Genomic DNA, 25,959 nt, shown 5'->3' with positions numbered 1-25,959 from the left:
CAAACCTCGTTTATAAGTTTACCCCAAGGAATTGTAGTCCGCAAAAGCATAAATATGGGTATTTAAATAAATGATATGTTAATTGAATCTGGTGTAGGAATTATTTTCAATCTATGAATTGGGATGAAGGGTAAATATTTTCCAACCTATAAAAATATTGATGGTGACTCTGGCATTGTGTCATATGCATATGATGCAACTTCCATCGAAGTGATTTTCGGGAAGGGTAAGCAAACAACTTACATTTATACCTATGGTAGTGCCGGTATGGATCATATTGAGCGTATGAAAATACTTGCTGATTCAGGACATGGTCTGAATGAGTATATCAGACGATATGTAAATTACAAATATGCTTCAAAATCATAAAATCATATAAAATATTTCAAACCCGAATGCGCAAACCAGTATGCATGTTGTGCCTGCTGGTTTGCAATGGAATGGAATTAATTATATATAATCTGGTTTTCGTGAATATATTGTTTATTGTCAGATATTGATCTCGATTAATTGCCTAATTCCATTGCGGAAATAAGTGCGTTTGCATGTATTTCCAAGGTGTCCAGACAGGGTATCGTAAGGTTCATGCTGTCAAAAATAAGTGGTAATTCCGTGCATCCTAATATAATTGCCTCTATGTCATAAGTGTGGATCATATTTTCAATAACTTTCAAAAATCCACATTTTGTTTCTTCTTTTATTATCCCATGTTCTAATTCGTGAGATATTTTATCTGCAACGAAATCTAAATCTTCTCCTTGAGGTGAAAATATTTCTATTTTTTCTTCCTGAAAGGGTTTTTTGAAAAAATCTTCTTCCATGGTGAAACGCGTTCCTAATAACCCGACTTTTTTATACCCTAATTTTTTTGCTTCTTTTTGGGTGGCTTCAATTATACTGACTAATGGGACAGAAGATTTCGTACGTAATGTGTCGAAAACGATATGTGGCGTGTTTCCGGTCAGTGATATGATGTTGCATCCTGCTGCCTCAAGGTTGCGAATGCCATTCATGATATAGTGGCTTAAACCATCATAGTTTTTTTCTGAACAGAATTTAAGAACATCAAATACATTTAGGCTTTCAATATTGATGTTGGGAAAGAAGTTTTCACCTACAATTTTATTGGCGCCATATACTATCTTTTTATAATAAATTATTGTGGACTCAGGGCCTGTTCCGCCAATCAATCCTAATTTTTTCATTTTAATATCTCCTGACAATGTAACGTTTCACGAACTCTAGAATTTTTCTGCATAGATGTCAGCCTTGGATACTTTGGGATAATGGAGGCGGTTTCTGCCCTTTTCTCGATGTCCAATCGATTGCCATTGGGCCTGCGAACCCTCTTTTAATGGGGGTATGCGTCCCGTCTTTGGCGGAAATCTCTGAGAGACTGTTTGAAAAACAAATCTTTGATAAACAATGGGAAAATATTTTTTTCTGTTGCCTTTCGATCGAAAAAGGCGATGTATTTTCGAAGCTTTTTGAAAAAAGCTTCACCAAAAACTTTTACGATTTCACAATCTATCGGACTTACCTTTTCAATACGGTCTCTGAGGGCAGTTTAGGGAATGACTGTTTGATCGGAGATATTTTGCAAAAACCAGCCCCGATAGCCTATGGAAACCATAAAAGCTTAGGAGCACAATGTTTGTGCGAAAAGCATTGAAATACATTGTATTTTCAAAAAATAATTCCCAAGATTGCCCGACCGCGTCCCATATTTGCCCTGTTGCACATTCTGCCCCTGACCGATCCCCCTGAGGATCACCGTGGTCCGTTCCAGCGGGGCAGTGTAATGTCGGACATATGCAGCATTGTTACCATGCAGGGGAAAACAGGCGATGACGACAGTTCCGGTCCACAGGGGCAATGCCGCGACAGGGCGGCTGGGCGTGGCGGTGGGGCAATGTACCCTGGGCACGGTCATGCTGGCGACGGGGGCGAATGGCGTGGTGGCCATCGCGATGGGCGATGGCGCGGATGCATTGGTGCATGACCTGCGTGCGCGCTTCGTGGGGGTGGAACTTGTGCTTGGCGATCCCTGCGCCAATGACTATCTGCGGCATGTGGTGGCATTTATCGACGGGGAGTCGGACGCACTCGACCTGCCTCTTGATATCGGTGGCACCGCGTTTCAAAAACGGGTGTGGGCGGCCTTGCAGGCCATCGCGCCGGGCACGACCGTAACCTATGCTGAAATCGCGCGTCGGCTGGGTACACCTTCGGCGGTGCGGGCGGTGGCGGGGGCCTGTGCTGCGAATATGCTGGCGGTGGTCATTCCCTGCCATCGTGTCGTGCGCAGTGATGGCACCTTGTCAGGCTATCGCTGGGGTGTTGCGCGCAAACAGGCACTGATTCTGCGTGAAGCCACCGGCACGGCGGCGGCCATCGCGCGGTAAGGGCCGGGAATGGCGGCGGGCGATGGGGGATGTGGATGCGGGGGCGCTGGTTGTCTTGCCATACTCTTTGCGGCATGAGGGGCACTGGCGTCCATTCATTCCCGTTTGTTGGTAGGTCCTGATATGTCAAACTATACCCCCGTTGGCCTCGGTAATGAGGCCGCAACCGTCAAAGCCCTGACGCATTCGGGGAATTTTCACGTTGATGAGACGCTGGGATATGTCATCCTGCATTACGCGCTTGCCCCCCATGGCGACCTGCGCGGCCGCGTCCTTGGGACCGTACCGACTGACAGGCTGGATTTCGGCCGGACGCGTTCGCCCGAACGTATCCGTGCGGCGGATATCGTGTTTGACGTCGGCGGTATCTATGACCCGCAAAAGGGACGTTATGACCACCATATGAAGGACAAGCCCCTGCGTGAGGACGGCACTCCCTATAGCGCGGCGGGCCTGTTGTGGAAGGATTATGGCATTGCCGCGATCCGCAATATCCTGAAGGCCCCAGTGGATGACGCGGCGCTGCCCATCATCTGGCAGGCGATTGACAAATCACTGGTCCTGCCGATCGACCTTGATGATAATGGTGTGGTCAAGCTGGAGAAGCTGTCGCTGGCGGATATCGTTTCATCCTGCCGCCCCGTCTGGGACACGGCGGAACTTTACGGTCCCGAAGAAGCTGCGATGCGTGAAAGTGTAGGCTTCGCCGATGCCGCGTGCGCGGTCGCGGGTTATCTTGTCAATACGGTCGATCGCGTCCGTGCCAGCCTGAAGGCAACGGATCGTGTGCTCGAAGCGTATGCGAATGCGCAGGACAAGCGTATTCTGGTCATGGAGACGGGTATGCCGACCGAAAAGGTGATTTTCGAGCATGACCTGCCTGTCGTCTATGTTGTCTCGCCCGCCGCGCCCGGCCGCTGGAACGTCAAGGCGGTCCCTCCCGTGCGGGGTGATTTCGGGCAGCGTGTCTCTCTGCCTGAAGCCTGGCGCGGACTTGATGGAGAGGCTCTGGCCAAGGTGTCAGGGGTGGCGGATGCAGTGTTCGCCCATCCCGCACGCTTCATCTGTGGCGCAGGCAGCAGGGAAGGGGCGCTGGAGATGGCGCGCCTTGCGCTGGAAATCGACGCCTCCCAGAACAAGGGCGCATGAGGCCAGCGCACAGACACGACACAGATACGCACCATAGAAGCTATCGGACGCCGCCTTTTTGAAAAAAGGCGGCGTGCTTCAGGGATTTTGTAAAAGATGCCCCAGGCGTCATCGTGATGGATGCGATGGTTGCCTGATGGGGCTTTTGCGTTGCCTGCCATCTTTTGCAGGATGGTCGGTCACTATCGGCGGGGTGGTATGTTGGTGTCCGCGGCGGGATTCGAACCCACGGCCCCAGGATTCATCCCACTTCGACTTTCGCCGCCGCCATCATGCGATGGCGTTCGTGGTCTGGACTGTCCCTTCGCCATGGACCCACCATAGGGGGGTCGGTAGGCGCTGCCCATCCAGTCTCTACACCTTCCCGGCATGGGGCCGGGCTTGGCTCGGGATTGGCACGGCATTCCTGCCAGAGCGTTCCCCGAATTTGAGCAGATCCGCCACGTGGTTTCCCGTCGTGACGCCCAATTGCTACCAGGAATCCTGTGCTCTATCCTGCTGAGCTACGCGGACATACACCCGTTATATCTAGCCGAGGGGCCGGGGGGGGGCAAGTATCAATATGGCCATGCCCATCGGTACAATATGCAACGCCATGCCCGCTCCCATGCTGCAACATGGCCCAGGCTGGTAAAGGTTTTCGAAATTCTTTGAAAATATATTATATTTTCTGAAAATGTCCCCGCAAAACATGTCGGGTCGGGGGATGTTTTATGATGCGCCTAGCGCTGCCGCGCCATAATCCGCGCCTGTGTGGCAAGGCGTGCGATATGGCGTTTGCACAGCACGACATCTGGGCTGCCGGTCTGCTTGCAGGCCAGTTCAAGCTGCTGTGTCCATGTGGCCGCCTGCATCAGGGCATCTGCATCCCATATCGTGACGGCACGGCCAAACTGTTCCGTGCGTTTGAAAAAGACCGGTGGCCGCAGGGCGGACATGGCGTCCGCACGTCCCTGTCCCGCATCCATCGCCAGACGCACACGCCGCAGCCGGTGGATATGCGACAGCAGCGCGCGTGCCGCGCCAATCGGGTTCATGCGGTCGGTGCTCATCGCGCGTTCGATCGCAAGGTCGGCCCCCGCCCGGTCGCCCGACATTGCGGCAAAGGCCGCATCCTCAAGCGATACGCTGGCGGCATCGCCAATGCAGGACTGAACGTCTTCATGTGTCAGACGCCCGCCCTGTCCCGCGAACAGGAAGAGTTTTTCCACCTCCGCACGGGTTGCGGCGCGGTCCGGGCTGGCGCGTTCCGCAAACCATGACAGCGCGTCGGGATCAATCTCCACCCCAAGGGCCAAGAGCATCTGGCGGATGCTGCCCTCAAGCGCGCGACCTTCCTCGGGGTAGCAGGCGATGGCGGCGCAGTTCGGCGCTTTTTCCAGCAGGGCACGTAGTTTGGAGCGGGACTCCAGCCCTGGCGCCTCCATGATAAGCAATGTGTCCGTATCGGCTGCCAGGCACTCCTTGACCGGTCCCGTCAGGCCATCACGCGCCTCGCGCACCCAAACGACACGACGCCCCCCGACAAGTGACAGTGCAGCGCATTCTTCCGCCATGCGGTCATGCGCGTCGCGACCCAGTATGGCGACACGGAATGGATCATCCAGTTCGGGCGTAATGACCTGCGCCGCCTGTGTCGCGCGTTCACGGATCAGGCCGGTATCTTCGCCATGCAGCAATATGACACGCCACGCGCCCGGGTCGCGCAGGGTGCTGGCGATTGCGCGCGGGCTGATCTTCACTGGTTGGTGCCGCTGCCACCGATGTTGACATTATCGGGGCTGTCGCTCCCGACGCTGACGGAGGTGCCTACGTCGCTTTCGTCATTCAGCTGTGAATTCGACCGCCCCGTGGCCAGTGCGGGCAGGCCGTCCGCACCGGGGCGTTGTGATGGCATCTGGTTGTTGCTGCTGGCGTTGGCGATCGAGTCGGGGTCGATGAAGCGGGGCTGGTTCTGTTCCGCGTCCGACCCGTCTGTCGCGGGCTTGGCATGGGTGCGGAACCATACCCCCACCTGCTGGGTAATCTGTTCGGCCATGTTCTTCGCCACGCGGGTGCGCACGGTCTCAAGGTTCAGCGACAGGGCGAAATACTGTTCATATGTATTGTTGACGCCGTCGATGATGTTCGCATCCCCTTCGGCCAGCAGGCGTGGGCTGGCGCTGACGGTATAAAGCTGCCAGTGGGCGAAGGCAGTGGTGCGGGTGCGCCCGCTGGTATTATCCGAATGGATGTCCACCGCCTCGTTCATCATGTAGGTGCGGATGCGCAGGCTGTAGCGGGTCGGGTTTTCAGGCCCCGCCCCGCCAAGGTCCTGTTGCAGGAACTGTCGCAACTGCTGGCCGTAACGTTCCGTGATGCGCGGCACATAAACCTGTTGCAGTTCGGCCGCCACATCCGTCACCGTGGCCTTGCCGTCAGGTCCGATATGCTTTCCTGTCGTCTGGTACATGGGCGAGAAACCGCACCCGCCCATCATGACCACAAATGCGGCCGCAAAAAGCGGCGATACGCTGCGACGACACGAAAGGCGTATCATCTATTTCGCAATCACAAGGTTGACGATCCGCCCCGGCACGTAAATGCGTTTGACGATCCGCGCGCCCTCCAGCAGGCGCGCGACATTGGGTTCGGCCTCCGCACGGGCGATGACCTCGTCCTTGGGCAGGTCGGGGGCCACCGCGATCGTGCCACGCAGCTTGCCCATGATCTGCACCGCGATCGTGACCTCGCTTGCGACAAGCAGGTCCTCCTGCGCCTTGGGCCATGTGCGTTCGACCACCGGCCTGCCTGCGGGTTCCAGCAGTGTCATCATCGCTTCGGCCTGGTGCGGGATCATCGGTGCGCACAACAGCGCCAGCGCCCCGGCCGCCTCACGCCGGGCAAAGGCGACGCCGTCTTCGTCCGCGTGCTTTTCCGCATCGGCCAGCGCACTGGTCAGTTCATGCAGCCGCGCGACCGCGACATTGGGGCTGAACCCTTCGAGGGCTTCTGTCACTGCCACGATGGTGCGGTGGGTCGTGCGGCGCAGCGTGTCGGCGGGTTTGGCAACCTGCGTGGGGCAGGGGGCGTCGGCCGGGACCTGTGCCGCCACACCGCGCACGACGCGGAACAGGCGTTGCAGGAAACGCGCGGCCCCGGCCACACCGGATTCCGTCCATTCCATGTCCCGTTCCGGCGGGCTGTCCGACAGGACGAACCAGCGTGCCGTATCCGCGCCGAAACGGTCGATGATCGTGATCGGCGCCACGGTGTTGCGCTTGGATTTGGACATCTTCTCGACCCGGCCGACCGTGACCGCGTCACCGGTGTCACGGCGGGTTGCCCCCGTGCCCGTGCGTTCGACCTCATCAGGATAGAGCCAGTTGCCAGCCGCGTCGCGATAGCTTTCGTGGTTGACCATCCCTTGGGTGAACAATCCGTCGAACGGCTCATCAACATTCAGGTGCCCGGTTTCATGCATCGCGCGGGTAAAGAAACGTGCATAGAGCAGGTGCAGGATCGCATGTTCGATCCCGCCGATATACTGGTCCACCGGCAACCACCCGTCCGCCGCCGCGACCACGGTGGGGTGTGGGGCGTGTGGGGCGGTAAAGCGGGCGAAATACCATGAACTGTCCACGAATGTGTCGCAGGTATCCGTCTCGCGCGTGGCGGGCGCGCCGCATCTGGGACAGGCGACATGCTTCCATGTCGGGTGATGTTCAAGCGGGTTGCCCGGACGGTCGAACGTCACGTCATCGGGCAGGACCACCGGAAGCTGCGCGTCGGGGACAGGTACCGCACCACAGGTCTGACAATGGATGATGGGGATGGGGCAGCCCCAGTAACGTTGCCGGGAAATGCCCCAGTCACGCAGGCGCCAGTTGACCACGCCACGGCCCACACCCAACCCTTCCAGGCGGGCGATCGCCTCTTTCTTGGCGCTTGCGATGTCGAGGCCGTCAAGAAAGGCGGAATTGAACAGCGTGCCCTGTCCGTCGGTCGCCTTGTCGGTGACGGCGAAGGTCTGTGGGTCGGCATCGTGCGGCAAGATGACGGGAATGAAGGGCAGGTGGTACTTGTTGGCGAAATCAAGGTCACGCTGGTCGCCGCAGGGGCAGCCGAACACGGCGCCCGTTCCATAATCCATCAGGACGAAATTTGCGATCCAGACCGGGAACGACCTGTCCGGCATGAAGGGATGCGACACGCGCAGGCCGGTATCGAAACCACGCTTTTCCGCGGTCTCGATGGCTTCTTCGGACGTGCCCAGGCGATGGCATTGCGCAATGAATTCACCCGCTTGCGCATTTTTCGCCGCGACCTTGGCCGCCAGCGGGTGGTCAGCCGCGATGGCGAGGAACGACATCCCGAACAGCGTATCAGGCCGTGTGGTGAACACCTCCACCGAATCAAGATCCACGTCGAATCCTGCCGGTGGCTGATGCAGGCCAAAGCGCACGCGCGCGCCCTCTGACCGGCCGATCCAGCGTTCCTGCATCGTGCGGACCCGTTCGGGCCAGCGGGGCAGGTGCGACAGCCCATCAAGCAGTTGCGGCGCGAATTTTGTGATCTTCAGGAACCATTGCGAAAGCTGTTTCTGCTCGATCAGTGCGCCTGAACGCCAGCCACGACCGTCCACAACCTGTTCATTCGCCAGTACGGTATTGTCCACCGGGTCCCAGTTGACCCAGCTTTCACGCCGTTCCACCAGGCCAGCTGCCAGCATGTCAAGGAACAGCTTCTGCTGCTTGCCGTAATATTCAGGCAGGCAGGTTGCGATCTCGCGGTCCCAGTTGAAGGAAAAGCCAAGCTGCTTGAGCGTGGTGCGCATGGCCGCGATGTTGTCCATCGTCCATTTGCCCGGATGGACCCCGCGTTCCCGCGCGGCGTTTTCCGCCGGCAGGCCGAATGCATCCCATCCCATCGGATGCAGCACGCTGAACCCCTGCGCACGCTTGTAACGCGCAACCACATCGCCCAGCGTATAATTGCGGACATGGCCCATGTGCAACTGCCCCGAAGGGTAGGGAAACATTTCCAGCACATAATATTTCGGCCGGTCGGCGGGGGGCACGTCAGGCACGTCGAAGACGCCGCTCTGTTCCCATCGCGCCTGCCACAGCGGCTCGGCGGTGGCGAAGTCATAGGCAGGGACGGCGGCGGTATCGGCGGGGGTCTTGGAATCGGTCATCTTGGTCATCTGGTCCGGGCGCGAGGAGTTAGTTCTTGTGGCCGTTATCGGCACGCAGTTGGCGCGCACGGGTCAGGATCTTGGAGGTGATGTCGGACACCGTATTGGCGGCGACGGGGGTATCGGTCCACTGACCGTCCTGCAGCACCTGGCGGAACACCGAAACGCGTACGGCGTCAGAGCGCAGGTCGCTCGACAGGATGAAGCAGGTGATCTTGAACCGTTCGTTCTGCGTGGCGGGTGGCGTGTACCAGTCCGTCAGGATGACCCCCCCGATCGCATCGGCGGAAGCGAACGGCATGAACGACAGGGTATCGATCGCCCCACGCCACAGATAGGCGTTGACGCCGCTTTTTTCCAGTTGGTCATTACCCCCCGTCGCCCCGCGGTCTTCCTTCAGGAGCTTGTTCTGGGGCCGGGCGAGGCCGGTGCTGTCATGCGGGCCTGTCGAACACGCGCCAAGCAGCGTGCCAAGCATCAGGACCGGCAACCCCATGCGCATGGCGCGGCGGGAGGGGGGGCGAAGGGCGGAAGTTGGCGGACGAAGGGTCATGATGCCTCTATGGACGCCGGGGATTGGCCCCGCATGTGGTATTTCGGCCCCGTGTGCCGCGCATCCCGTCACGATATGTCCGGATGAACGGCCACGGTCCTGCCTGTATCGATGTGCGTCCTTCATATCCCGCCGCGCCGGTCCCGCCAAGTCACGCGGCGACTTTCTGTGCCACCATCGTGACGACGTGCCCGGTGGTGCATGGGTGTGGGCCATGGCGCCGGGGCGTCGATGGTAGTACTTATGGCATCGACAGACGCCCCGTGCATGGGGCGGCAGGACCTGCGTACGGGCAGGGGAGGGCCACGGGCGCAGGCCCGGAAACGTGTGGCGGCGCAGGGCTAAGGCGACCAAAGTGCGGCGACCAGGGTAAGGCAGTCAGGGTAAGGCGATCAGGGTTAAGGCAGCCAGGGTGCAGCAAGGCAGGAGGTGTGGAAGAGCAGTGCGACATATATCGAGGGGACTGCAGGCCATCCATACCCAGATCCGCGCCGCGCCGCGCACGATGGCGGTCGCCGTGGCGGCGGCGATGGTGCCCGTATTTGTTCCCGTGCCGGGGCCTGCACCGTCCGCATGGGCGGCGACTGCGCCTTCCTCATCGGCCCAGACGCGGGCGGCGGATATGGTCGCGCGCATGCGGCCCGAAGAAAAACTGTCGGTCCTGCGTGCCTTTCCCGCCCCGCTTGGTGGTGCCATGGCGGGCGAGGGCACGGGACTGCTGACATGGCCGGGTGTGCCGCGCCTTGGCCTGCCCGCCTTGCGGATGGGCAGCTTTTCGGACCCGCATCCCACTGATCCCACCATGCCGCACCTGCCTTTCCTTGCCCTTGCCGCGAGTTGGGACCCGGTGCTGGCCCATCGCGCGGGCATGGTGCGGGCGCGTGACGAATGGGGGCGTGGCCGGGCGATGGTGCGTGTCGGTGGTGTGGACCTGCTGCCATCCGGGCGATTGCAGGCAGGCGAGGACCCGATGCTTGCGGGAACAATGGCGGGGATGGTGGCTTCGGGCCTGATGGTGGGGCATGTGGTGCCGGTCTTCGCCTCGCTCCGTGCGGAGGAACAGGGACGCGGTGACGGGGTTGTCGCCCTTCCCGCGACGCTGCCTGTCCCGGCGGATCAGTATATGGGCACCAGCCTGATGGGCCTGTCCATCGCACTGGGTACGGCGCATGGGGGGGCGATCGCATGTGGCGGCATGCATGTGTGCGGCGCGCTGTCCGGTCTGTCGGGCATCATGCGTGAACAGTGGCATTTTGGCGGCATGCTCATGGCGATGCCCGGTGCGCTGTCGGGGGCGGACGCCAGCCCTGTCGCCGCCGTGGCGGATGGCGTGGACATGGAACAGTCACCAGGGGTGGAGGACGGGGTGTATGCCGCCCCCCTGCGCCGCGCGGTTGCGACGGGCGCGGTCCAGCCCCCCCGCATTGACCAGATGGCACAGCATGTCCTGACGTCGCTGTATGGTACCGGCATCCTTGACCATCCGCCGCCATTCACCCGTGACAGGAAATCCCCCCCGGGATCTGGCCCGATGTCGGTGGACGGACTGATGGCCGAGGTCGGGGCGGAGGGGATGGTCCTGTTGCAGAACGAAAACCAGGTCCTGCCCCTTGATGACCGCAGCGGGCAGGTGCTGCTGCTGGCGACACAGGCGTTGCAGGGACCGCTTGTGGCCCTTGCGGCGGCATTGCAGCATGACGGGGTGAAGGTCAGTCAGGCCGTCGTCAACCCCGATGGCACGCCCCCGCCACAGGCCGCGCAGGCGGCGCGTATCGTGATGCTGACGGATCGTGATGCGGACAATGCGTTCATCACCGCACTTGCGGACCTTGGCGGGCATGTCGTGACCATCATGATGTCCGACAGCCCTGACCGCGCGATGCCGTGGCTGGATGTGGTGGACAGTGTGATACAGGCGTGGTCATGGCATGGGGAATATGCCGCCCCGCTTGCGGCGATGCTGACGGGAACGCGTGAATTCTCGGGCCGCCTGCCCATGACCTTTACTGGCGGGCTGTATCCCCCCGGCATGGCCTATGCCGATTACAATGCGTTCGAACGCGCCCATATCGCCCCGCTGTTTCCGTTCGGCTATGGCCTGTCGGTCGCGGGCGGCGTGTCGTATGGCGATGTCCATGTCAGCCGCGAGGACGCGACCCATCTGAGTGCGACCTTCACAGTGACCGATACGTCCGACCATCCGATCCGTGCGGTGGCGCAACTGTACCTGACCCCGCCGGTGGAGGCTGGCGGCGTCAAGCGCCTGGTGGGGTGGCGCAGTATTGCGCTGACACCCGGCCATGCAACCCGCGTCGCCATCCCGGTGGACCCGCACCTGCTGGGGCAGTGGGATACAGGCGCGGGCGGCTGGGTGGTTCCCGCGGGGACCTATACGTTCGCGGTGGGGGCGTCGTCGGTCATGCTGACACATCAGGCCAGCGTGCGCATGCCCGCGCTGCATGTGTCCGCAACGCTTGAAAACCTGCCAGTCCCTACATCCCAGGGCGAATGACAATGCACAGCAGCCCCTGGCTTTTCAGGCTGGAACACGCCTTGCCCGCCGCCGCTTCCGACAATCCGGCCAGTCGCGCGCGATAGACCTGTGTGCCGCGTGCACTGGTGACGGGGATCACCATGCTGCGTGCGCCCTGCAACGCGGTGAAGTCCCCCTGTCGCGCCATGGTTGTGGCGAAACGTGCCTGCCCCTCGGTGGAGAATGCGCCGACCTGCACGCTCCATGCGCCATAATTGACGCCCGTACCTGATATGGCCGTTACCGTCATGGCGGTGCAGCGTGCCGAAGGGTCATAGGCCGCATCGGGATCGCGCGCGCAGGCCGTTGACGCCGGTGCCGCATGCGATGTCGGTGCGGGCGGATTGAGGGTTGCGTACTGCAAGACGGCATGCTGGTTGCGTCCGCCAAGTGCCACGGGTGTGCGCGTGACAGGCTGTCCCGGCCCGGCATAGATCGCAAGAGGGCCGCTCAACGCCACGGAATTGCCGAGGTTGGGCGTAATGATGCGCAGATAGCGTACGGTCTGGCTGGGCAATGGACGCCCTTCCTCCAGATAGTCATTCAGCCGTTCGATCCCTGCATTATACGCCGCAAGGAAGCCCGGTGCGCCATACAGCCCATACAGTGTGCGGATATAGGCGGTCCCCGCAAGGATGTTGTTGCGCGGTTCGTACGGGTCCGAACCAAGGTGGTTGCGCTTTTGCATGTCACTATAGGTCGGGGCCATCAACTGCATCAGCCCCATCGCGCCACTGGCGGAGGTGATGGGATGGCCGTCCATATATTCATGGCCACCCGATTCCTTCTGGATCACGGCACGGATCCATGGCTGTGGCACAGAAAAACGGTTCGATGCCTCCTCGATATACGGCTTCCACGGGTCATCGGCTGGTCCGGGCGCGCGGTAGGCCCCGCTGGCGGGGTAATAGCGTGAATAGCGTGACGTCCCCCCCCGCGGGGTGGCGGCGCAGCCCGCCAGGACCAGTGCGGCGCATCCCATCAACGCGGTCGCGCGCAGGGCAGGGGAAATGACGCGGGGGCGGATGGCGGCGGAAGAAGTCAGATCAGGCACAACGCAGCCAGTTCGCGACGCATGTCATCGGGCAGGGTGTCTCCATCAAGGTCGAAATGGCCAAGGTCGGCCGGTGCGTCGGCCGCACGCAGGTACCGCCATCCCTGAAAGGGACGCATGCTGCGCGGGACGACTGGCACGATCAACGGGTCGAGCGTGATCAGCGCGCAGGCCACCCCGTCATCGCGTGTATCGGGGCGGATGCCGGTGATGCGCTGGCGGCACATGACCATCCCCGCGATCACGCGGTAAAGCGACCCGCCTTCCAGTATCTCTGGCGCGCGGCGGGGGAACATGCGCGTACGCAGCCATGGCTGCCCGGCGGGTGTGGTGCCATCAAGCCCGTCGCGGGGCACAGGGGGTTCGACCTGCTGGCGCAGGGCGAGTTCAGGCAGGCTGCCGACCCCCACCGCCAGCTTGACCATATGCAGCATCTTGGCCTTCCCCGTTCCTAATGGCGTGCCGGGGCGGGGGGCAGGTCGCTCTGCGCCTCCTGTGCGAAGATGGCGCGGAACCGCGTGGCGTCCACGCTGCGCACGATATGGACGCGGCGTACGCCCTGCTGTTTCGGGGCAAGCTGTTCGGGCCAGACATGGGCGTGCCCGTAATCAGGGCCGTGCGCCAGGTCGATATCCATGAACGCGTCCACCGATGACGTCACCAGTGACGGGTCGGCGGCGATGGCAGCCGTCAGTTCGTCCCACATCGGCAGCGGTTCGTAATATTTCGCAAGATACTGCGTCATCGGCGTGATCTTGCGCGTCACCTGCGCAAGGTAGTCGCGTGTCATCATCAGGTCGTTCGACACGCTGCCCACCACGGTTACCGACGCCCATGGTGCGGTCAGGACGATATGCGCGGCCTCCGGGTCAAAGATCATGTTGAAGTCGGAGGCAAAGTCCGCATTCCCCGTCACCGACATCATGCTGGTGTCAAGCATGCCGCCCATGAATACCAGTTGTTTTGCCGTCGCGGCAAAGGTCGGGTCCAGGCGGATGGCCAGCGCAAGGTTCGTCAGCGGACCCGCCGCGACGATGGTGATCTGGTGCGGATGGGCATGGACCTGTTCGATCAGGAACTGCGCCGCGTTCTGCGCCACGGGTTGCAGGTGGGGCATGCCCTCCTTCAGCGTGGGCAGGGCAGGCTGCGTGTCGGGAACATGTTCGATGCTGCCCAGTCCGCCCCACGCCCCCTTCCACGGGATTGTGCCGAACTGGTGTTCGTGTTCACGCAGGGCCGCGACAGTGTTGAGCAGGGGATAGACCGCGCCATCGGCCACCGGCACGTCGGTGCGGTGGATGATTTCCAGAAACCGGCGAAGATGGGCGGATTCCGCATTTTCCCAGTCATCGCCACTGACGACGGTAAAGCCGAGTACGCGCACATGTGGGTTGAACAGCAGCGGGATGATGGATTGCTGGTCCGACCCGCCGGGGCCGAGGAAATCATTATCTTCGATCACCAGTTCGGGGTCGGGCGCGGTCTGGGATGCAGTCCGGAAGGCCGCCTGGGATGCCGCCTGCGTGGCGGCATGGGCCAGACCCGGCAGGACAGCGCCAAGCGTCACCCCGGCGACAAGTGCGCAGGTCCTGAACATGGCGGGAAATGACGGGCGTGACATGGATGCACGGGACACAGCGGGGTTCCTTCCCTGACCTTTGGCGCGCAGTCTAGCCGGTTTATGGCCGAGTTCCATACCACCTGTTCCTTGCAAACCCTGTGGGCAGGTAAATCTGGCGATAGACTGGAATTATAAAAATTCTGGCGAAAATCTTCGAATAACCCTGAAATATGTGACCGGTTCGGGAACATAAGGTGCCCCCCGGAAACATTCGTTATTTTTATGCGGCCTTTTATGGGGATGCCGTCATCATGCGCTGAGGCGTGATGTTCTGCCGGGCAATGCCCTTTGCCGGATTTTTACATCACCAGCGCGGCCAGCAGGCTTTCCAGCCGCAACCTCCCTTCTGCCGTGGCCCGCAGGCGTGCCCCGCCTGCGTCCCATCGAAGGTAGTCTTCCTCCAGCGCGGCTTGCAGGATGCCCGGATCAGTCGCGTCGCTCAGGCTCATCCCCGTGCGCCGCGCAAAGCGCCCTGCGGCGATCCCCTCGTCAAGGCGTAATCCCATCAGCAGCATTTCGCGTGCCTTTTCACGTGGTGACAGCGCGTCTTCATGTGTTGTGCCGGTGCCGGTCCGTTCCACCCGTTCGGCCCACGGTTCTGGTGCGCGGTGGCGGCGGGTGGCATAGGTGACGCCATCGCGTGTCACGCGCCCGTGCGCCCCCGGCCCGATACCCAGATAGTCGCCATAACGCCAGTAAGTCAGGTTGTGGCGGCTTTCGGCCCCCGGACGGGCATAGTTGGAGACCTCGTAGCCCAGCAACCCGTGACGTGCGGCCACGCGGGCCGTTTCCTCATACAGCCGGGCTGCGAGGTCGTCATCGGGCAGGTGAAAGCGGTTCTGTCGATACAGGCTCTCAAAACGCGTGCCCGGTTCGATCGTCAACTGATAGAGCGAGAGATGGTCGGATGCGAGGTCGAGTGCGGCATCCAGTTCGCCCCGCCATGAGGCCAGCGACTGTTCCGGCCGGGCATAGATCAGGTCGAACGAGATCCGGCCAAATAATGCGCGCGCCTGTTCCAGTGCCGCGATCGCCTGTGGCACGGTGTGTTCACGGCCCAGAAAACGCAGGGCTTCCGGGTCAAGGCTTTGCAATCCCACTGAAATGCGGTTGACCCCCCCGTCGCGAAAGGCACGCAGGCGGGCTGTCTCCACACTGGTGGGATTGGCCTCCAGCGTGATTTCGATATCGGGGGACAGGCGGAACAGGTGGCCCGCATCCCCGATCAGGGCGGCCACCGTCGCAGGTTCCATCAGCGATGGCGTCCCCCCGCCAAAGAATATGGACCCCAGCATAGGACGCGTGTCGCGCGCCGTCCCGATGCGCGCGGCCTCATGCGCCAGTTCACGACGCAGGGCATTGCCAAAACGCGCCTGCGGAATGACGTCGCGCACATGGCTGTTGAAATCACAGTACGGGCATTTCGACAGGCAGAAAGGCCAGTGCACATACAGCGCCAGCGCCTCCCCCCCGTTCGGTGCGGCGACGGTGGGGGGGGCGTCAGATGGCAAGGCGGACGCCAAGTTCAACCACGCGGTCAGGCGGGATGCGGAAGAATTCGGTGGCGGGTGTGGCATTGCGCGCCATCAGCAGGAACAGCGACATGCGCCAGCGCGACATCTTTGGCACGGAGGAACGGACCAGCAATTCACGGCTGGTGAAATAAGATGCCTGCAATGCATCGAATTCCAGTCCGCTGGCCTTCAGGTCCTCCAGCGCGCGGGGCAGGTTGGGCGTTTCCATGAAGCCATAGCGCAGGATGATGCGGTACATATCGGGCGCGAGTTCCTGCAACGCGACACGGTGCCCGCGATCCGCTTCCGGCTGGTCAAGGGTCTGGACCGTGACGAACAGGACATGGTCATGCAGCACCTTGTTGTGCTTGAGGTTGTGCAACAGGCATGCGGGCACGAAATCCGGCGTCGCGGTCATGTATACCGCCGTTCCCGGCACGCGGATGATGCGTGACTGCGGCAGTCGCGCCAGGAAGGAGTTCATGGGCATGCTGTCCTGCTTCTGCCGGTTCATGATCAGCAGGCGGCCCTTTTTCCACGTCGTCATCATCAGCGTCAGCACAATGCCCAGCATCACCGGCACCCAGCCACCTTGCGGGATCTTCAGCGCGTTGGAGGCGAAAAAGGTGGTGTCGATGACGAAGAAACCGCCGAACGTCGTGATCGCGGCCAGGCGTGACCAGTGATACAGACGGCGGAACACCACCATCGCCAGGACGCAGGTACACATGAACGTACCCGTCACCGCGATGCCATAGGCCGAGGCCAGCGCGTCAGAACTGCGGAAGCTCAGCACCAGTAACAGCGCACCGGTCATCAGGAAGCGGTTGAACTCCGGCAGGTAGATCTGGCCCTCTTCCTCCGCATTGGTGTGGGTGATGCGCATGCGCGGCAGGTAGCCAAGCTGGATGATCTGCCGGCATAGCGAAAACCCGCCTGAAATCCCCGCCTGGCTTGCGATGACCGTCGCGCAGGTGGACAGGATGACCATCGGCACCTGCAACCAGTGCGGGCCCAGCAGGAAGAACGGGTTGGCCAGCGTGGTGGGGTGCGCGATGATCAGCGCCCCCTGACCGAGATAGTTGAGGGCGAGGCACGGCAGCACACAGAACAGCCAGGCATAGCGGATGGGCTGGCGGCCGAAATGGCCCATGTCGGCATACAGCGCCTCCGCCCCTGTGACCGACAGCACGACGGACCCCAGTGCGATGAACGACAGCCATCCGTGATAGATGATGAACTGCACCGCATAGGTGGGCGATACCGCCAGCAGGATGGTGGGATGCTGCACGATCTGCGTCAGGCCAAGGATGCCCAGCAGGCTGAACCATACCAGCATGATCGGGCCGAATATGGTCCCCACCTTGCCCGTGCCATAGGACTGCACCGAAAACAGCCCCACCAGCACCAGCAGTGCGATGGGAATGACCAGTTCACGTGCGGCGGGGAAACTGACCTCCAGCCCTTCCACCGCCGACAGCACCGAAATGGCGGGGGTAATCATGCCATCGCCGAAGAACAGGCACGCGCCGCCGATTCCCACCATGCCGAGCGCCACACGCAGGCGGTTGGTGGTGGCGACACGCTGGGCCATCGACATGAGCGAGATGATGCCGCCTTCGCCATTATGGTCGGCACGCATGATCAGGATCACATATTTCACCGTCACGATCAGCAGCAGCGACCAGATGATGAGGCTGAGTACGCCAAGGATCTCCCACGGTTCGATCCTGTGGTGTTGTGACACGACCATGATGGTCGAACGCAGGGCATAGATCGGGCTGGTGCCGATATCGCCGAACACGACGCCCAGCACCCCGAGCAGGGCGGCAAAGCCCACGGGGTTGGCGGCATGTTCATGCTGGTCCGCGCCGTATTCCGTCACCTTCGACGGGACGGGGGCGGATGCCTTGCCGTCCGGTGCCTTGCCATCCGCAGCTTGGGCGCCATGGGCTGGCGTCGTCGATGTTCCGGGGGCATCAGGCCCCGTGGCTTGCGTCATGTCGTGACGGCTCCGCGGCAGTGAATGTCAAGAAATACGGGCAGCATCATGCCCGGTACTTTCGCATACCCACAAGCGGGTAGGGCATCAAGGTCCGTATCCGTGCAGGTGCCATGCCGGTTTTCAGGTGGGATGGGTCGGACGGGGGCCGAAAATGGCGCTGCCGACGCGCACATGGGTCGCGCCGGCGGCGATGGCCTGTTCGAAATCGGCCGACATGCCCATCGAAATCACCCCCAGCCCGTGCCGCCCCGCCATGGTGGCGAGCGTGCGGAAATGTGGCGTGGGGTCCTGATCCACCGGGGGAATGCACATCAGCCCCGCCACCGCATCGCCAAAGCGCGCGATGGCGGCGGTGATGAAGGCATCAGCCTCTTCCACCGCCACGCCGGATTTCTGGGTCTCGTCCCCGGTATTGACCTGCACCAGCAATCGCGGCAGGCGACCCACCCGGTCGGCCGCGCGCGCGATGGCATCGCACAGGGTCGCGCGGTCAAGGCTTTCGATCATGTCCGCAATGCGCACGGCGTCATGTGCCTTGTTCGTTTGCAGGCCGCCGATGATGTTCAGCCTCAGGTCCGGCCATTGCGCACGCAGGGACGGGAATTTATCCGCCGCTTCCTGCACGCGGTTTTCACCGAATGTCATCTGCCCCGCGCGCAGGGCGGCGACCACGCGCGCACGCGGGTGGAACTTGGACACCGCAACCAGCGTGATGTCCGACGGATCACGCCCGGCGCGGCGGGCCGCGTTGGCAATGCGCGCGCGCACCGTCGCAAGCGCCGTGGCGATGTCATGATCTGCGGATACGTCCTGCGCCGTGTCCGCCGGCATGGGTGTGTCGTGCATGCTGTGTCCCCCCTTGTTCGTGGAAATCCGGATGCGGTGGCCTTTTCCCGGCATGACGCGGGGACGGTCATGGCCCGTCCGTGCGATATCATGGTGGCGGGCCGCTGTCATTGGGACGGGGATGGGACGGGCATCGGCATCGGTATCGGGGCGAGGGCGTCTGGCATGGGGATGGTAAAAATCATGTGCGCCGGGGGTGGCGGTGCGGGCGTGGGCGTGTCATGTGCGGGACACGTGGGGTCCGGCCACGCATGTGGTGCCGGGGTTCGCGTGGTTTGATGAGTTCCAAAGCAGGTATAGACAATGAAACAGACGTCCGCACCCCGTTCGTCCGGACGCCGCGCCACAGGCCGTGGCGCGCAGGCAGCCCCGGCCGACCCGACGCGCGATATCGCCTTTGACATCGTCACCGGCGTGATCGAGCACCGGCGTATGCTTGAAACCTCCATGGAAAATTCGCCCGTCGCGCGACAGGCGGAACCGCGCGACCGCGCCGCCGCCCATCGCCTGGGGGCGTCGGTCCTGCGTCATATGGGCACCGCGACGGAGGTGCTCTCGCCCTTCTTGAAAAAGGAGCCGCCCGAACCCGTGCGCGCGGTGCTGCTGATCGGGGTGGCGCAACTGCTGTTCCTTGGCACGCCGGTGCATGCGGCGGTGGCGACGTCGGTGGCGCTGGCGCGCAGGCGCGGACTTGCCCCGTTTGCGGGGCTGGTGAATGCCGTACTGCGCCGGATTGCGCAAAAGGGCGATGGCTGCCTTGACGGACTCGACCAGGAACGCCTCGACGTGCCGCCATGGCTGTGGGCGTCATGGGGGCGCATGGCCCGTCCCATCGCCGCGGCGCTGGGGACGGAGCCACCGCTCGACCTGTCGATGCGTCCTGGCTGCCTGCCGCCACCGGGGGGCGAACTGCTGCCCAACGGCACCGTGCGCTTTGCGGCCGGAACGCGTGTCACCGAATTGCCCGGCTTTGCCGAAGGCGCGTTCTGGGTGCAGGATGCCGCGGCAAGCCTGCCTGCACGCCTGCTGGATGCGAAGGCGGGGGAACGGGTGGCGGATCTGTGCGCCGCGCCCGGCGGCAAGACCGCGCAACTCGCCCTTGCCGGGGCGGATGTCACCGCCGTCGAACGTGACCCCCGACGGCTGGAGCGTCTGGGCGCCAACCTTGCGCGGTTGCAACTGGGCGATGTGGTCAAGGTCGTGCAGGCCGATGCAACGCAATGGCGGCCCGATGCGCCCCTCGATGCGGTGCTGCTGGATGCGCCATGTTCGGCCACCGGCACGGTGCGGCGTCATCCCGATGCACTGTGGATCAAGCGCCCGCGCGACCTTGCGGCACTTGCGGCGGGGCAGCAGGCCCTGCTGAAGGCGGCAGGCGACATGCTGCGTCCGGGTGGGCGGCTGGTTTACGCGGTATGTTCCCTCCAGCCGGAGGAAGGCCCCGCCTGTGCCCGTGCAGCCGAGGAAATGGGGCTGATCGCCGATCCCTTCACGCCGGAGGAACTGGCGTTCCTGCCGCAGGCCCACACGCCCGAAGGGTGGGTGCGCACGCATCCCGGCATGTGGGCCGAACAGGGGGGGATGGACGGATTCTTCGCCGCGCGCTTCCGCAAGGGGTGAGTGGGGCGGGGATGTCGTAAAACTATGGCCTGCCTGCGATATTCCTGATACAAAAGGAACATGGCAGCTCTATCTTCTCCCCTCATCGCGCCGAGTGTGCTTTCGGCTGATTTTTCCCGCATGGCGGACGAAGTCGCCGCTGTCGAGAAGGCGGGGGCCGACTGGCTCCATCTGGATGTGATGGATGGCCATTTCGTCCCGAACCTGTCGATGGGGCCGCAGCTTGTCCAGGCATTGCGGCCCGGGTCGCGCCTGGCGTTCGATGTGCATCTGATGGTTGCCCCCGTCGATTCGTATATCGAGGCCTTCGCCAGGGCGGGTGCCGATCATATCCATATCCATGTGGAGGCGGGTCCGCACACGCACCGTTCCTTGCAACATGTGCGCGACCATGGCGTGAAGCCAGGCATCGCGATCTGCCCCGCCACCCCGCCCGAAGCGGTGGGGGAGGTGCTGGACCTTGTGGACATGATCCTGGTCATGACGGTCAATCCAGGCTTTGGTGGCCAGAAGTTCCTGACAAGCCAGTTGGCCAAGATCCGTACCCTGCGTGAAATGGCCGACGCAACGGGGCGTGACATCCGCATTGGTGTGGATGGCGGGATCACTCCCGAAACCGCCATGCTTGCGACACAGGCGGGCGCGGATGTCCTGATTGCCGGGACCTCGGTTTACGGGCAGGCGGATTACGCGCAGGCCATCAATGCCCTGCGCACAGGCGAGGCGCCCCGCCGGGCGTGAGGGGACCTTTCACCATCGTCCGGGGCATCACCGGTCGGGACACGAGGCGCACATGGTCGTAAGGCGACTGGCGCAGGGCGCACGCCTGTCGATGGCGCGCCTGCCCTTGCTGGTGGGCAAGGGGCGGGTGCCGGTCGCGCCTGTCCATAATATCCGTGACCTGTGGCCCGGTGATGCCGCGACGGGTGCGATGCTCATCAAGGGCATGATGACGCAGGAGGGATATACCCATCCCATCGGGCCGGGGATGTGGGACAATCCCGATTTTGAACCAGCTTTCCGCGAAGGGCTGCACAGTTTCCGCTGGCTGCGCGATTTGCGCGCGATGGGCACGGATGCGGCCCGGCTGCGTGCGCGTGCGCTGGTGGATGACTGGCTTCTGAATCCGCCAATCCACCCGATGGTGCGTGACTGCACCGTGGCGGGCGCACGTGTCGCGGCATGGCTGGGGCATTATGATTTCTTCGCCGCCTCCGCCAGCGACATGTTCCGTCAACGCCTGATGGCCCGGCTTCTGGTGGAAGGACGGACCATTGCCGCCCTTCTGCCGCCCGAATGCCATGACTGGCAATCGCTGACGGCGCTGAAGGGGTTGCTGGCGGTTGCGGTGGCCATGCCGGAATATACCGGTTTCCTCAGCCGTTACCGCCGCTATATCGACGCAGAGGTGGAACGCCAGATCCTGCCCGATGGCTGGCACATCCAGCGCAGCCCGGAGGTGCAGTTGCGGGCCTTGCGTGAACTGGCGGAAATGCGCGCGATGATGCAGGCGGCACAGCATGCGCTGCCGCATTCTGTGGCGCTGGCGCTTGACAAGATGAGCCCCGTGCTGCGTGCCATGCGTCATGGGGATGGGTGCCTCGCCCTGTTCAACGGCAGCCATGAACGCAGTTCCACCCTGATTGAAATGGTGCTGTCGCAGGCTACGCGCACGCGGGTGGTGGCCAATGCCATGCCCGATGGCGGGTTTGTGCGCGCGCAGTCGGGGCGTTCGCTCCTGCTGGTGGATGCGGGGGCGCCCGCGCCGACGGGATATGACCACAATGCCCATGCGGGCACGTTGTCGCTGGAATTTTCGTGTATGCGACAGCGCCTGGTCGTCAATTGCGGCGGCGGATTCCTGCCGGAATGGAAAAAGGCGCTGCGCCAGACGGCCGCCCATTCCACGGTGGAGGTGGAGGGGCTGTCCTCCTCTGATTTCCATGAGGATGGCACGGTCGCCCGCCGTCCCGCCCATGTGGAGGTCGATCATGCAACGCGGGAGGGCGCGCATTGGCTGAGCCTGTCGCATGACGGATATTATCCCACGGCTGGCGCGACCTATGCACGGCGGTTGTACCTTGGCAGCAATGGTGACTGCCTGCGGGGCGAGGAAACCATAGAGGGCGAGCGTGATCTGGCGTTTGTCCTGCGTTTCCACCTGCATCCTTCGGTCTGTGTGCAGCCGGGGACGCAGGCCGGCACTGTCATGCTGGAGGCGGGGGAGCAGACATGGAACTTCCGCGCCACGGGCGGGGAGGTCGTGGTGGAGGAGAGCGTCTATTCCGGCGGTCTGCGTCCTGTGCCTTCGACACAGATCGTCGTGCGGGTCGCCCCCAATGCCGCCCGCCCGCCCGCGACGGGCGAGGGCACGCCACAGGTTCCCGCCGGGGTGGAGGATGCGATACCCGCAGGCCCCGGACCGGCGGCGGTGGAAACTGCACCCGGCAGAAAGCGCAGGGTGATCCGCTGGGCGCTGGAACGTGACAGGGGACCGGGCGGGGAATGAGGATACTCGAGATCACGAATGTTGATTTCGCGCTGTATCATTTCCTGTATCCCCTGATGCGTCGGCTGCGGGCCGATGGGCATGATGTCGTGGGTGTCTGTGCCGATGGCCCCTTGCTGTCGGCGGTGCGCGCCGATGGGTTCCGGGTGGAGGCCGTGGCGATGGCGCGGTCCTTTTCCCCCGTGGCGCAGATGCGCGCATTATGGGCGCTGGTGCGCCTGATCCGGCGCGAACGTCCCGATATCGTGCATGCGCACATGCCGATCAGCGGCCTTCTGGCCCGTCTGGCGGCATGGCTGTGTGGTGTGCCGTGCGTGGCCTATACCTGCCATGGTTTTTTGTTCAACCAGCCGGGGCCGTGGGTACGGCGCCGGCTGGCGCTGGTTCTGGAATGGCTGGCCGGGCGCGTGACCAATACGTATCTGACCGTTTCGTACGAGGAGGCGCGTGACGCGCGGCGGCTTGGCATTCACCCATGCGCCACGGCCATCGGCAACGGGCGTGATGGTGCGCTCTTTCGCCCGGACCCGCTGGTGCGGTGCAGGTTGCGCGCGGACCTTGGCGTGGGGGCGGGGGATGTCGTCGTCCTCGCGGTGTCGCGGTTGGTGCGGCACAAGGGATATCCCGAACTGCTTACGGCGATGCGTGATGTTCCCGATGCGGTCCTGTGGGTCGTGGGCGCGCGTCTGCCCACCGATCACGGGCCGGACATGGCGGACCTTATCATGGCGGCACAGGCGGAGCTTGGCCCCCGATTGCGTTGTCTTGGGTATCGCGCCGATGTGGCGGACCTTATGGCGGCGGCGGATATCTTTGTCCTGCCCAGCCATTTTGAGGGGCTGCCCATGACGGTGATCGAGGCGATGCTGTCGGGCCTGCCGGTTGTCGGCAGCGATATTCGCGGCATTCGCGAACAGATCGTCACGGGGCGGACCGGATACCTTGTCCCCCCTGCGGATGCGGGTGCCCTTGCGGCTGCGCTGGGGCGGCTGGTGCAGTCCGCCGGTCTGCGCCGCATCATGGGCATGGCCGGGCGCGCACGGGCGTTGCAACTGTTTTCACAAGATGCCGTGCTGGCGCGGACCTGCGCCCTGCTGGTGCAGGGCGCGCGGCGGCGTCAGGGTTGTGACAGTTGGCCGCCCATTTCCTGAATCATGGTTTCGGTTTCCTGCGGGTGGGCATTGATCAGCTTCACGTTCGCAGGGTTCAGCGCGGGCGCGCCCTTGGGCGCCTGCTGGTGCATCAGGGCGGTCGTCATGCCAAAGGTCGTGATGCCCATGACAAAGTCCGACGCGCTAAGCCCGTGTTCGCGCAGGATCGGCATCAGGCGTTCCATCTGCGCCGTGCGTTCGATCGTCTGTGACAGCGACAGGTTGCCGCTTTCGGGGGGGGTAACATTCCGTGCCTTGATCTCCTTGATGGTGGGGATCATGACCGTGAAGAAATTGTTTGGCAGGCGGTACTGCGCGGCCGCGGTGATGTCATGCATCATCATCGCCTGCTGTTCGGATGTCGGCTGCTGTCCCGCCGGGGCCTGCTGTGCCATCGCAGGCAGCACAGGCAACGACAGCGACAGGGCAGCGACAAGGAAATATGTGCGAAAAGTCATGGCTGGCTGGTCCATTCGCCCTGTTTCATCAAGGATTCACGCGTGCCGTCATGGGTGATGGCGTCCACGTCGATCTGGTTCGACCCGATCATCCAGTCAATATGGATGAAGCTGGAATTTGCGCCACGTTCAGACAGTTGCGCAGCATCAAGGGTGTCGGTGTCGAGCATGCATTTGGTATAGGACTGTCCCAGCGCGATATGGCTGGCGGCATTTTCATCGAACAACGTGTTGCGAAACAGGATGCCGCTGCTGGAAATCGGTGATGAGGCAGGCACCAACGCCACCTCGCCCAGGCGGCGTGCGCCTTCGTCGGTGTCAAGAATGCGTGTCAGGACCTCCTGACCCGTGCGTGCGCTGGCTTCGACAATGCGGCCATCTTGGAAACGCACCGCGATATCGTCAATCAGCGTTCCCTGATGGAACAGGGGCTTTGTCGCGCGCACCGTGCCATCGACGCGACGGGCATGGGGGGTGGTAAACACTTCCTCGGTCGGGATGTTGGGGTTGCAGGTGATGCCGTTGCGTGCGGGTTCCGACCCGCCTGCCCATGCGTGCCCATCGGCAAGCCCTACCGTCAGGTCCGTATCCGGCCCCCGGAAATGCAGTGCCGCAAAACGGCGGTCATTCAGCCATGCGGCACGCCGGTGCAGGGTTTCGTTATGCCGCGCCCATTCTGCCACCGGGTCGGCGGTCGTTACGCGCGACGCGGTAAAGATGGCATCCCACAGGCGGGCAAGCGCCTGTTCGGGGGGCAGGTCGGGGAACACCTGCTGTGCCCATGTGGGGGTGGCGCAGGCGACAATGTTCCAGTTGATGGCAAAATTGGTGATCAGTTCCATGGCGGGCCGCCCCGCCAGTGATGACGCGCGTGACGCACGGGCAACGCGGTCGTGGTTTTCCCCCGACAGCAGCGTGGGATTGCCCCCCGTGATTGCCATGCGGGCCGCCCCTTCGCGATAGGCCTCCGCCATGCCGTCCTGCAGCCACTTTGCCGCCATGTCGAACGTGTCGTCGGGTGCATGGCGGAAACGCGCCAGCGTGGTTTCATCGTCGCTGTAGAACGTGCTGACCAGTGATGCCCCCGCGCGATAGGCATGTTCGGTAATGCGCCGCACCAGCGGCACCGCGTCGAGCGGCGCGGTAATCAGCAGTTGCTGGCCATGGGCGATATTCAGCCCGACCCGGACCGCAACCTCGCCAAGCCGGTCGAGGAGTTCTGCGTGGTTGGAAGCTGGGGCCATGCGTGCATTCATCCTGTTTATGGCGATAGGGATGGCGGGCCGCGCTGTGCCCGCCCTGTCACGAGGTGTCTGTCACGATACGATAGACGATAGTCCACGGTTGCGTAAAATCATACCGTAA

General features: G+C 62.4%; 22 protein-coding genes. 9 read left to right on the top strand and 13 right to left on the bottom strand.

All coding sequences use genetic code 11. The annotated features are described in order from the left end of the window. The first annotated feature begins 123 nt into the window (after window positions 1-123). The gene (locus tag IFJ82_RS13660) at window positions 124-369 is read left to right on the top strand and encodes a hypothetical protein (protein WP_192264936.1); all 246 of its coding nucleotides are present in this window, start codon (window positions 124-126) and stop codon (window positions 367-369) included. A 137-nt stretch (window positions 370-506) separates the two neighbouring features. On the opposite strand, the gene IFJ82_RS13655 is transcribed toward IFJ82_RS13660, so the two are convergent. Then, entirely contained in the window at window positions 507-1,205 is a 699-nt protein-coding gene (locus IFJ82_RS13655) for an aspartate/glutamate racemase family protein (RefSeq protein WP_192264934.1), read from the bottom strand. Window positions 1,206-1,847: 642 nt separating this feature from the next. Here IFJ82_RS13655 and IFJ82_RS13650 point away from each other — a divergent pair. Both IFJ82_RS13650 and IFJ82_RS13645 read left to right on the top strand, forming a co-directional pair. Then, on the top strand, window positions 1,848-2,405 hold the full coding sequence (locus IFJ82_RS13650; RefSeq protein WP_192264932.1) for a methylated-DNA--[protein]-cysteine S-methyltransferase: 558 nt from the start codon (window positions 1,848-1,850) through the stop codon (window positions 2,403-2,405). A gap of 123 nt (window positions 2,406-2,528) precedes the next feature. Next, entirely contained in the window at window positions 2,529-3,554 is a 1,026-nt protein-coding gene (locus IFJ82_RS13645) for an MYG1 family protein (protein ID WP_003617808.1), read from the top strand. A gap of 722 nt (window positions 3,555-4,276) precedes the next feature. On the opposite strand, the gene holA is transcribed toward IFJ82_RS13645, so the two are convergent. From holA to IFJ82_RS13625, 4 genes are read right to left on the bottom strand one after another with little or no spacing between them, the layout of a single operon-like run. Further along, complete coding sequence (gene holA / locus IFJ82_RS13640) at window positions 4,277-5,296, bottom strand: DNA polymerase III subunit delta (protein ID WP_062808586.1); 1,020 nt, start codon at window positions 5,294-5,296, stop codon at window positions 4,277-4,279. Then, the gene (locus IFJ82_RS13635) at window positions 5,293-6,093 is read right to left on the bottom strand and encodes an LPS assembly lipoprotein LptE (protein WP_003617810.1); all 801 of its coding nucleotides are present in this window, start codon (window positions 6,091-6,093) and stop codon (window positions 5,293-5,295) included. Before IFJ82_RS13635 ends, holA begins: the two co-directional genes overlap by 4 nt. Next, on the bottom strand, window positions 6,094-8,730 hold the full coding sequence (leuS, locus tag IFJ82_RS13630) for a leucine--tRNA ligase (protein WP_192264930.1): 2,637 nt from the start codon (window positions 8,728-8,730) through the stop codon (window positions 6,094-6,096). 28 nt (window positions 8,731-8,758) lie between these two features. After that, on the bottom strand, window positions 8,759-9,283 hold the full coding sequence (locus IFJ82_RS13625; RefSeq protein WP_040511456.1) for a DUF3576 domain-containing protein: 525 nt from the start codon (window positions 9,281-9,283) through the stop codon (window positions 8,759-8,761). A 442-nt stretch (window positions 9,284-9,725) separates the two neighbouring features. On the opposite strand from IFJ82_RS13625, the gene IFJ82_RS13620 reads away from it, so the two are divergent. After that, window positions 9,726-11,795 carry a glycoside hydrolase family 3 C-terminal domain-containing protein gene (locus tag IFJ82_RS13620; RefSeq protein ID WP_081380372.1) on the top strand — a complete coding sequence of 690 codons (2,070 nt, stop codon included), beginning with the start codon at window positions 9,726-9,728 and terminating at the stop codon, window positions 11,793-11,795. Here IFJ82_RS13620 and IFJ82_RS13615 read toward each other — a convergent pair. The 6 genes from IFJ82_RS13615 to IFJ82_RS13590 form a co-directional block, all read right to left on the bottom strand. After that, a complete protein-coding gene (locus IFJ82_RS13615; RefSeq protein ID WP_408887684.1) occupies window positions 11,776-12,870 on the bottom strand; it encodes a transglycosylase SLT domain-containing protein in 1,095 nt (364 codons plus the stop codon). The two genes, IFJ82_RS13620 and IFJ82_RS13615, sit on opposite strands and share 20 nt — an antisense overlap. Beyond that, on the bottom strand, window positions 12,858-13,304 hold the full coding sequence (locus IFJ82_RS13610; protein ID WP_003617814.1) for a DUF1489 family protein: 447 nt from the start codon (window positions 13,302-13,304) through the stop codon (window positions 12,858-12,860). Before IFJ82_RS13610 ends, IFJ82_RS13615 begins: the two co-directional genes overlap by 13 nt. A gap of 17 nt (window positions 13,305-13,321) precedes the next feature. Beyond that, on the bottom strand, window positions 13,322-14,506 hold the full coding sequence (locus tag IFJ82_RS13605; protein WP_192264929.1) for a nucleoside hydrolase: 1,185 nt from the start codon (window positions 14,504-14,506) through the stop codon (window positions 13,322-13,324). A 284-nt stretch (window positions 14,507-14,790) separates the two neighbouring features. Beyond that, window positions 14,791-16,002, bottom strand: coding sequence for a radical SAM family heme chaperone HemW (gene hemW, locus IFJ82_RS13600; protein WP_192264927.1), 1,212 nt, complete (start codon window positions 16,000-16,002; stop codon window positions 14,791-14,793). Continuing rightward, a complete protein-coding gene (locus tag IFJ82_RS13595; RefSeq protein WP_003617817.1) occupies window positions 15,992-18,007 on the bottom strand; it encodes a potassium transporter Kup in 2,016 nt (671 codons plus the stop codon). Before IFJ82_RS13595 ends, hemW begins: the two co-directional genes overlap by 11 nt. Window positions 18,008-18,130: 123 nt before the next feature. Further along, window positions 18,131-18,856, bottom strand: coding sequence for a YggS family pyridoxal phosphate-dependent enzyme (locus IFJ82_RS13590; protein ID WP_408901690.1), 726 nt, complete (start codon window positions 18,854-18,856; stop codon window positions 18,131-18,133). A gap of 36 nt (window positions 18,857-18,892) precedes the next feature. Between IFJ82_RS13590 and IFJ82_RS13585 the strand changes: the two genes are divergently transcribed. From IFJ82_RS13585 to IFJ82_RS13565, 5 genes are read left to right on the top strand one after another with little or no spacing between them, the layout of a single operon-like run. Next, a complete protein-coding gene (locus IFJ82_RS13585) occupies window positions 18,893-19,135 on the top strand; it encodes a hypothetical protein (protein ID WP_192264925.1) in 243 nt (80 codons plus the stop codon). A gap of 24 nt (window positions 19,136-19,159) precedes the next feature. Continuing rightward, window positions 19,160-20,476 (top strand): RsmB/NOP family class I SAM-dependent RNA methyltransferase, encoded by a 1,317-nt coding sequence (locus IFJ82_RS13580; protein ID WP_192264923.1) that lies wholly within the window; start codon window positions 19,160-19,162, stop codon window positions 20,474-20,476. Between the two features lie 60 nt (window positions 20,477-20,536). After that, window positions 20,537-21,217, top strand: a complete 681-nt coding sequence (gene rpe, locus IFJ82_RS13575) for a ribulose-phosphate 3-epimerase (RefSeq protein ID WP_192264921.1) — start codon at window positions 20,537-20,539, stop codon at window positions 21,215-21,217. A gap of 52 nt (window positions 21,218-21,269) precedes the next feature. Next, entirely contained in the window at window positions 21,270-22,985 is a 1,716-nt protein-coding gene (locus IFJ82_RS13570; RefSeq protein WP_192264919.1) for a heparinase II/III family protein, read from the top strand. Next, window positions 22,982-24,136, top strand: coding sequence for a glycosyltransferase family 4 protein (locus tag IFJ82_RS13565; RefSeq protein WP_192264917.1), 1,155 nt, complete (start codon window positions 22,982-22,984; stop codon window positions 24,134-24,136). The genes IFJ82_RS13570 and IFJ82_RS13565 overlap by 4 nt, the downstream gene beginning before the upstream one ends. Here the strand turns inward: IFJ82_RS13565 and IFJ82_RS13560 are convergent. Together IFJ82_RS13560 and IFJ82_RS13555 are read right to left on the bottom strand one after the other, a co-directional pair. Continuing rightward, window positions 24,103-24,594, bottom strand: coding sequence for a hypothetical protein (locus IFJ82_RS13560; RefSeq protein ID WP_040511466.1), 492 nt, complete (start codon window positions 24,592-24,594; stop codon window positions 24,103-24,105). The genes IFJ82_RS13565 and IFJ82_RS13560 overlap by 34 nt on opposite strands. Continuing rightward, the gene (locus tag IFJ82_RS13555; protein WP_075595984.1) at window positions 24,591-25,838 is read right to left on the bottom strand and encodes an aminopeptidase; all 1,248 of its coding nucleotides are present in this window, start codon (window positions 25,836-25,838) and stop codon (window positions 24,591-24,593) included. The genes IFJ82_RS13560 and IFJ82_RS13555 overlap by 4 nt, the downstream gene beginning before the upstream one ends. Window positions 25,839-25,959 lie beyond the last annotated feature (121 nt).

The organism is Novacetimonas hansenii (assembly GCF_014843995.1).
In the GTDB taxonomy this organism is placed as follows: Bacteria; Pseudomonadota; Alphaproteobacteria; order Acetobacterales; family Acetobacteraceae; genus Novacetimonas; species Novacetimonas hansenii.
Note: the sequence above shows the minus strand (reverse complement) of the source record. Positions and strands in the feature narration are given on the sequence as shown.

Bases quoted from the DNA above. Each gene is read 5' to 3' on its own strand.
- IFJ82_RS13565 (WP_192264917.1), top strand. From the start codon at position 22,982: ATGAGGATACTCGAGATCACGAATGTTGATTTCGCGCTGTATCATTTC.
- IFJ82_RS13650 (WP_192264932.1), top strand. From the start codon at position 1,848: ATGACGACAGTTCCGGTCCACAGGGGCAATGCCGCGACAGGGCGGCTG.
- IFJ82_RS13610 (WP_003617814.1), bottom strand. From the start codon at position 13,304: ATGCTGCATATGGTCAAGCTGGCGGTGGGGGTCGGCAGCCTGCCTGAA.
- IFJ82_RS13595 (WP_003617817.1), bottom strand. From the start codon at position 18,007: ATGACGCAAGCCACGGGGCCTGATGCCCCCGGAACATCGACGACGCCA.
- IFJ82_RS13555 (WP_075595984.1), bottom strand. From the start codon at position 25,838: ATGGCCCCAGCTTCCAACCACGCAGAACTCCTCGACCGGCTTGGCGAG.
- IFJ82_RS13655 (WP_192264934.1), bottom strand. From the start codon at position 1,205: ATGAAAAAATTAGGATTGATTGGCGGAACAGGCCCTGAGTCCACAATA.
- rpe (WP_192264921.1), top strand. From the start codon at position 20,537: ATGGCAGCTCTATCTTCTCCCCTCATCGCGCCGAGTGTGCTTTCGGCT.
- IFJ82_RS13645 (WP_003617808.1), top strand. From the start codon at position 2,529: ATGTCAAACTATACCCCCGTTGGCCTCGGTAATGAGGCCGCAACCGTC.
- IFJ82_RS13580 (WP_192264923.1), top strand. From the start codon at position 19,160: ATGAAACAGACGTCCGCACCCCGTTCGTCCGGACGCCGCGCCACAGGC.
- IFJ82_RS13590 (WP_408901690.1), bottom strand. From the start codon at position 18,856: ATGCACGACACACCCATGCCGGCGGACACGGCGCAGGACGTATCCGCA.
- IFJ82_RS13625 (WP_040511456.1), bottom strand. From the start codon at position 9,283: ATGACCCTTCGTCCGCCAACTTCCGCCCTTCGCCCCCCCTCCCGCCGC.
- leuS (WP_192264930.1), bottom strand. From the start codon at position 8,730: ATGACCGATTCCAAGACCCCCGCCGATACCGCCGCCGTCCCTGCCTAT.
- IFJ82_RS13660 (WP_192264936.1), top strand. From the start codon at position 124: ATGAAGGGTAAATATTTTCCAACCTATAAAAATATTGATGGTGACTCT.
- IFJ82_RS13635 (WP_003617810.1), bottom strand. From the start codon at position 6,093: ATGATACGCCTTTCGTGTCGTCGCAGCGTATCGCCGCTTTTTGCGGCC.
- IFJ82_RS13560 (WP_040511466.1), bottom strand. From the start codon at position 24,594: ATGACTTTTCGCACATATTTCCTTGTCGCTGCCCTGTCGCTGTCGTTG.
- IFJ82_RS13570 (WP_192264919.1), top strand. From the start codon at position 21,270: ATGGTCGTAAGGCGACTGGCGCAGGGCGCACGCCTGTCGATGGCGCGC.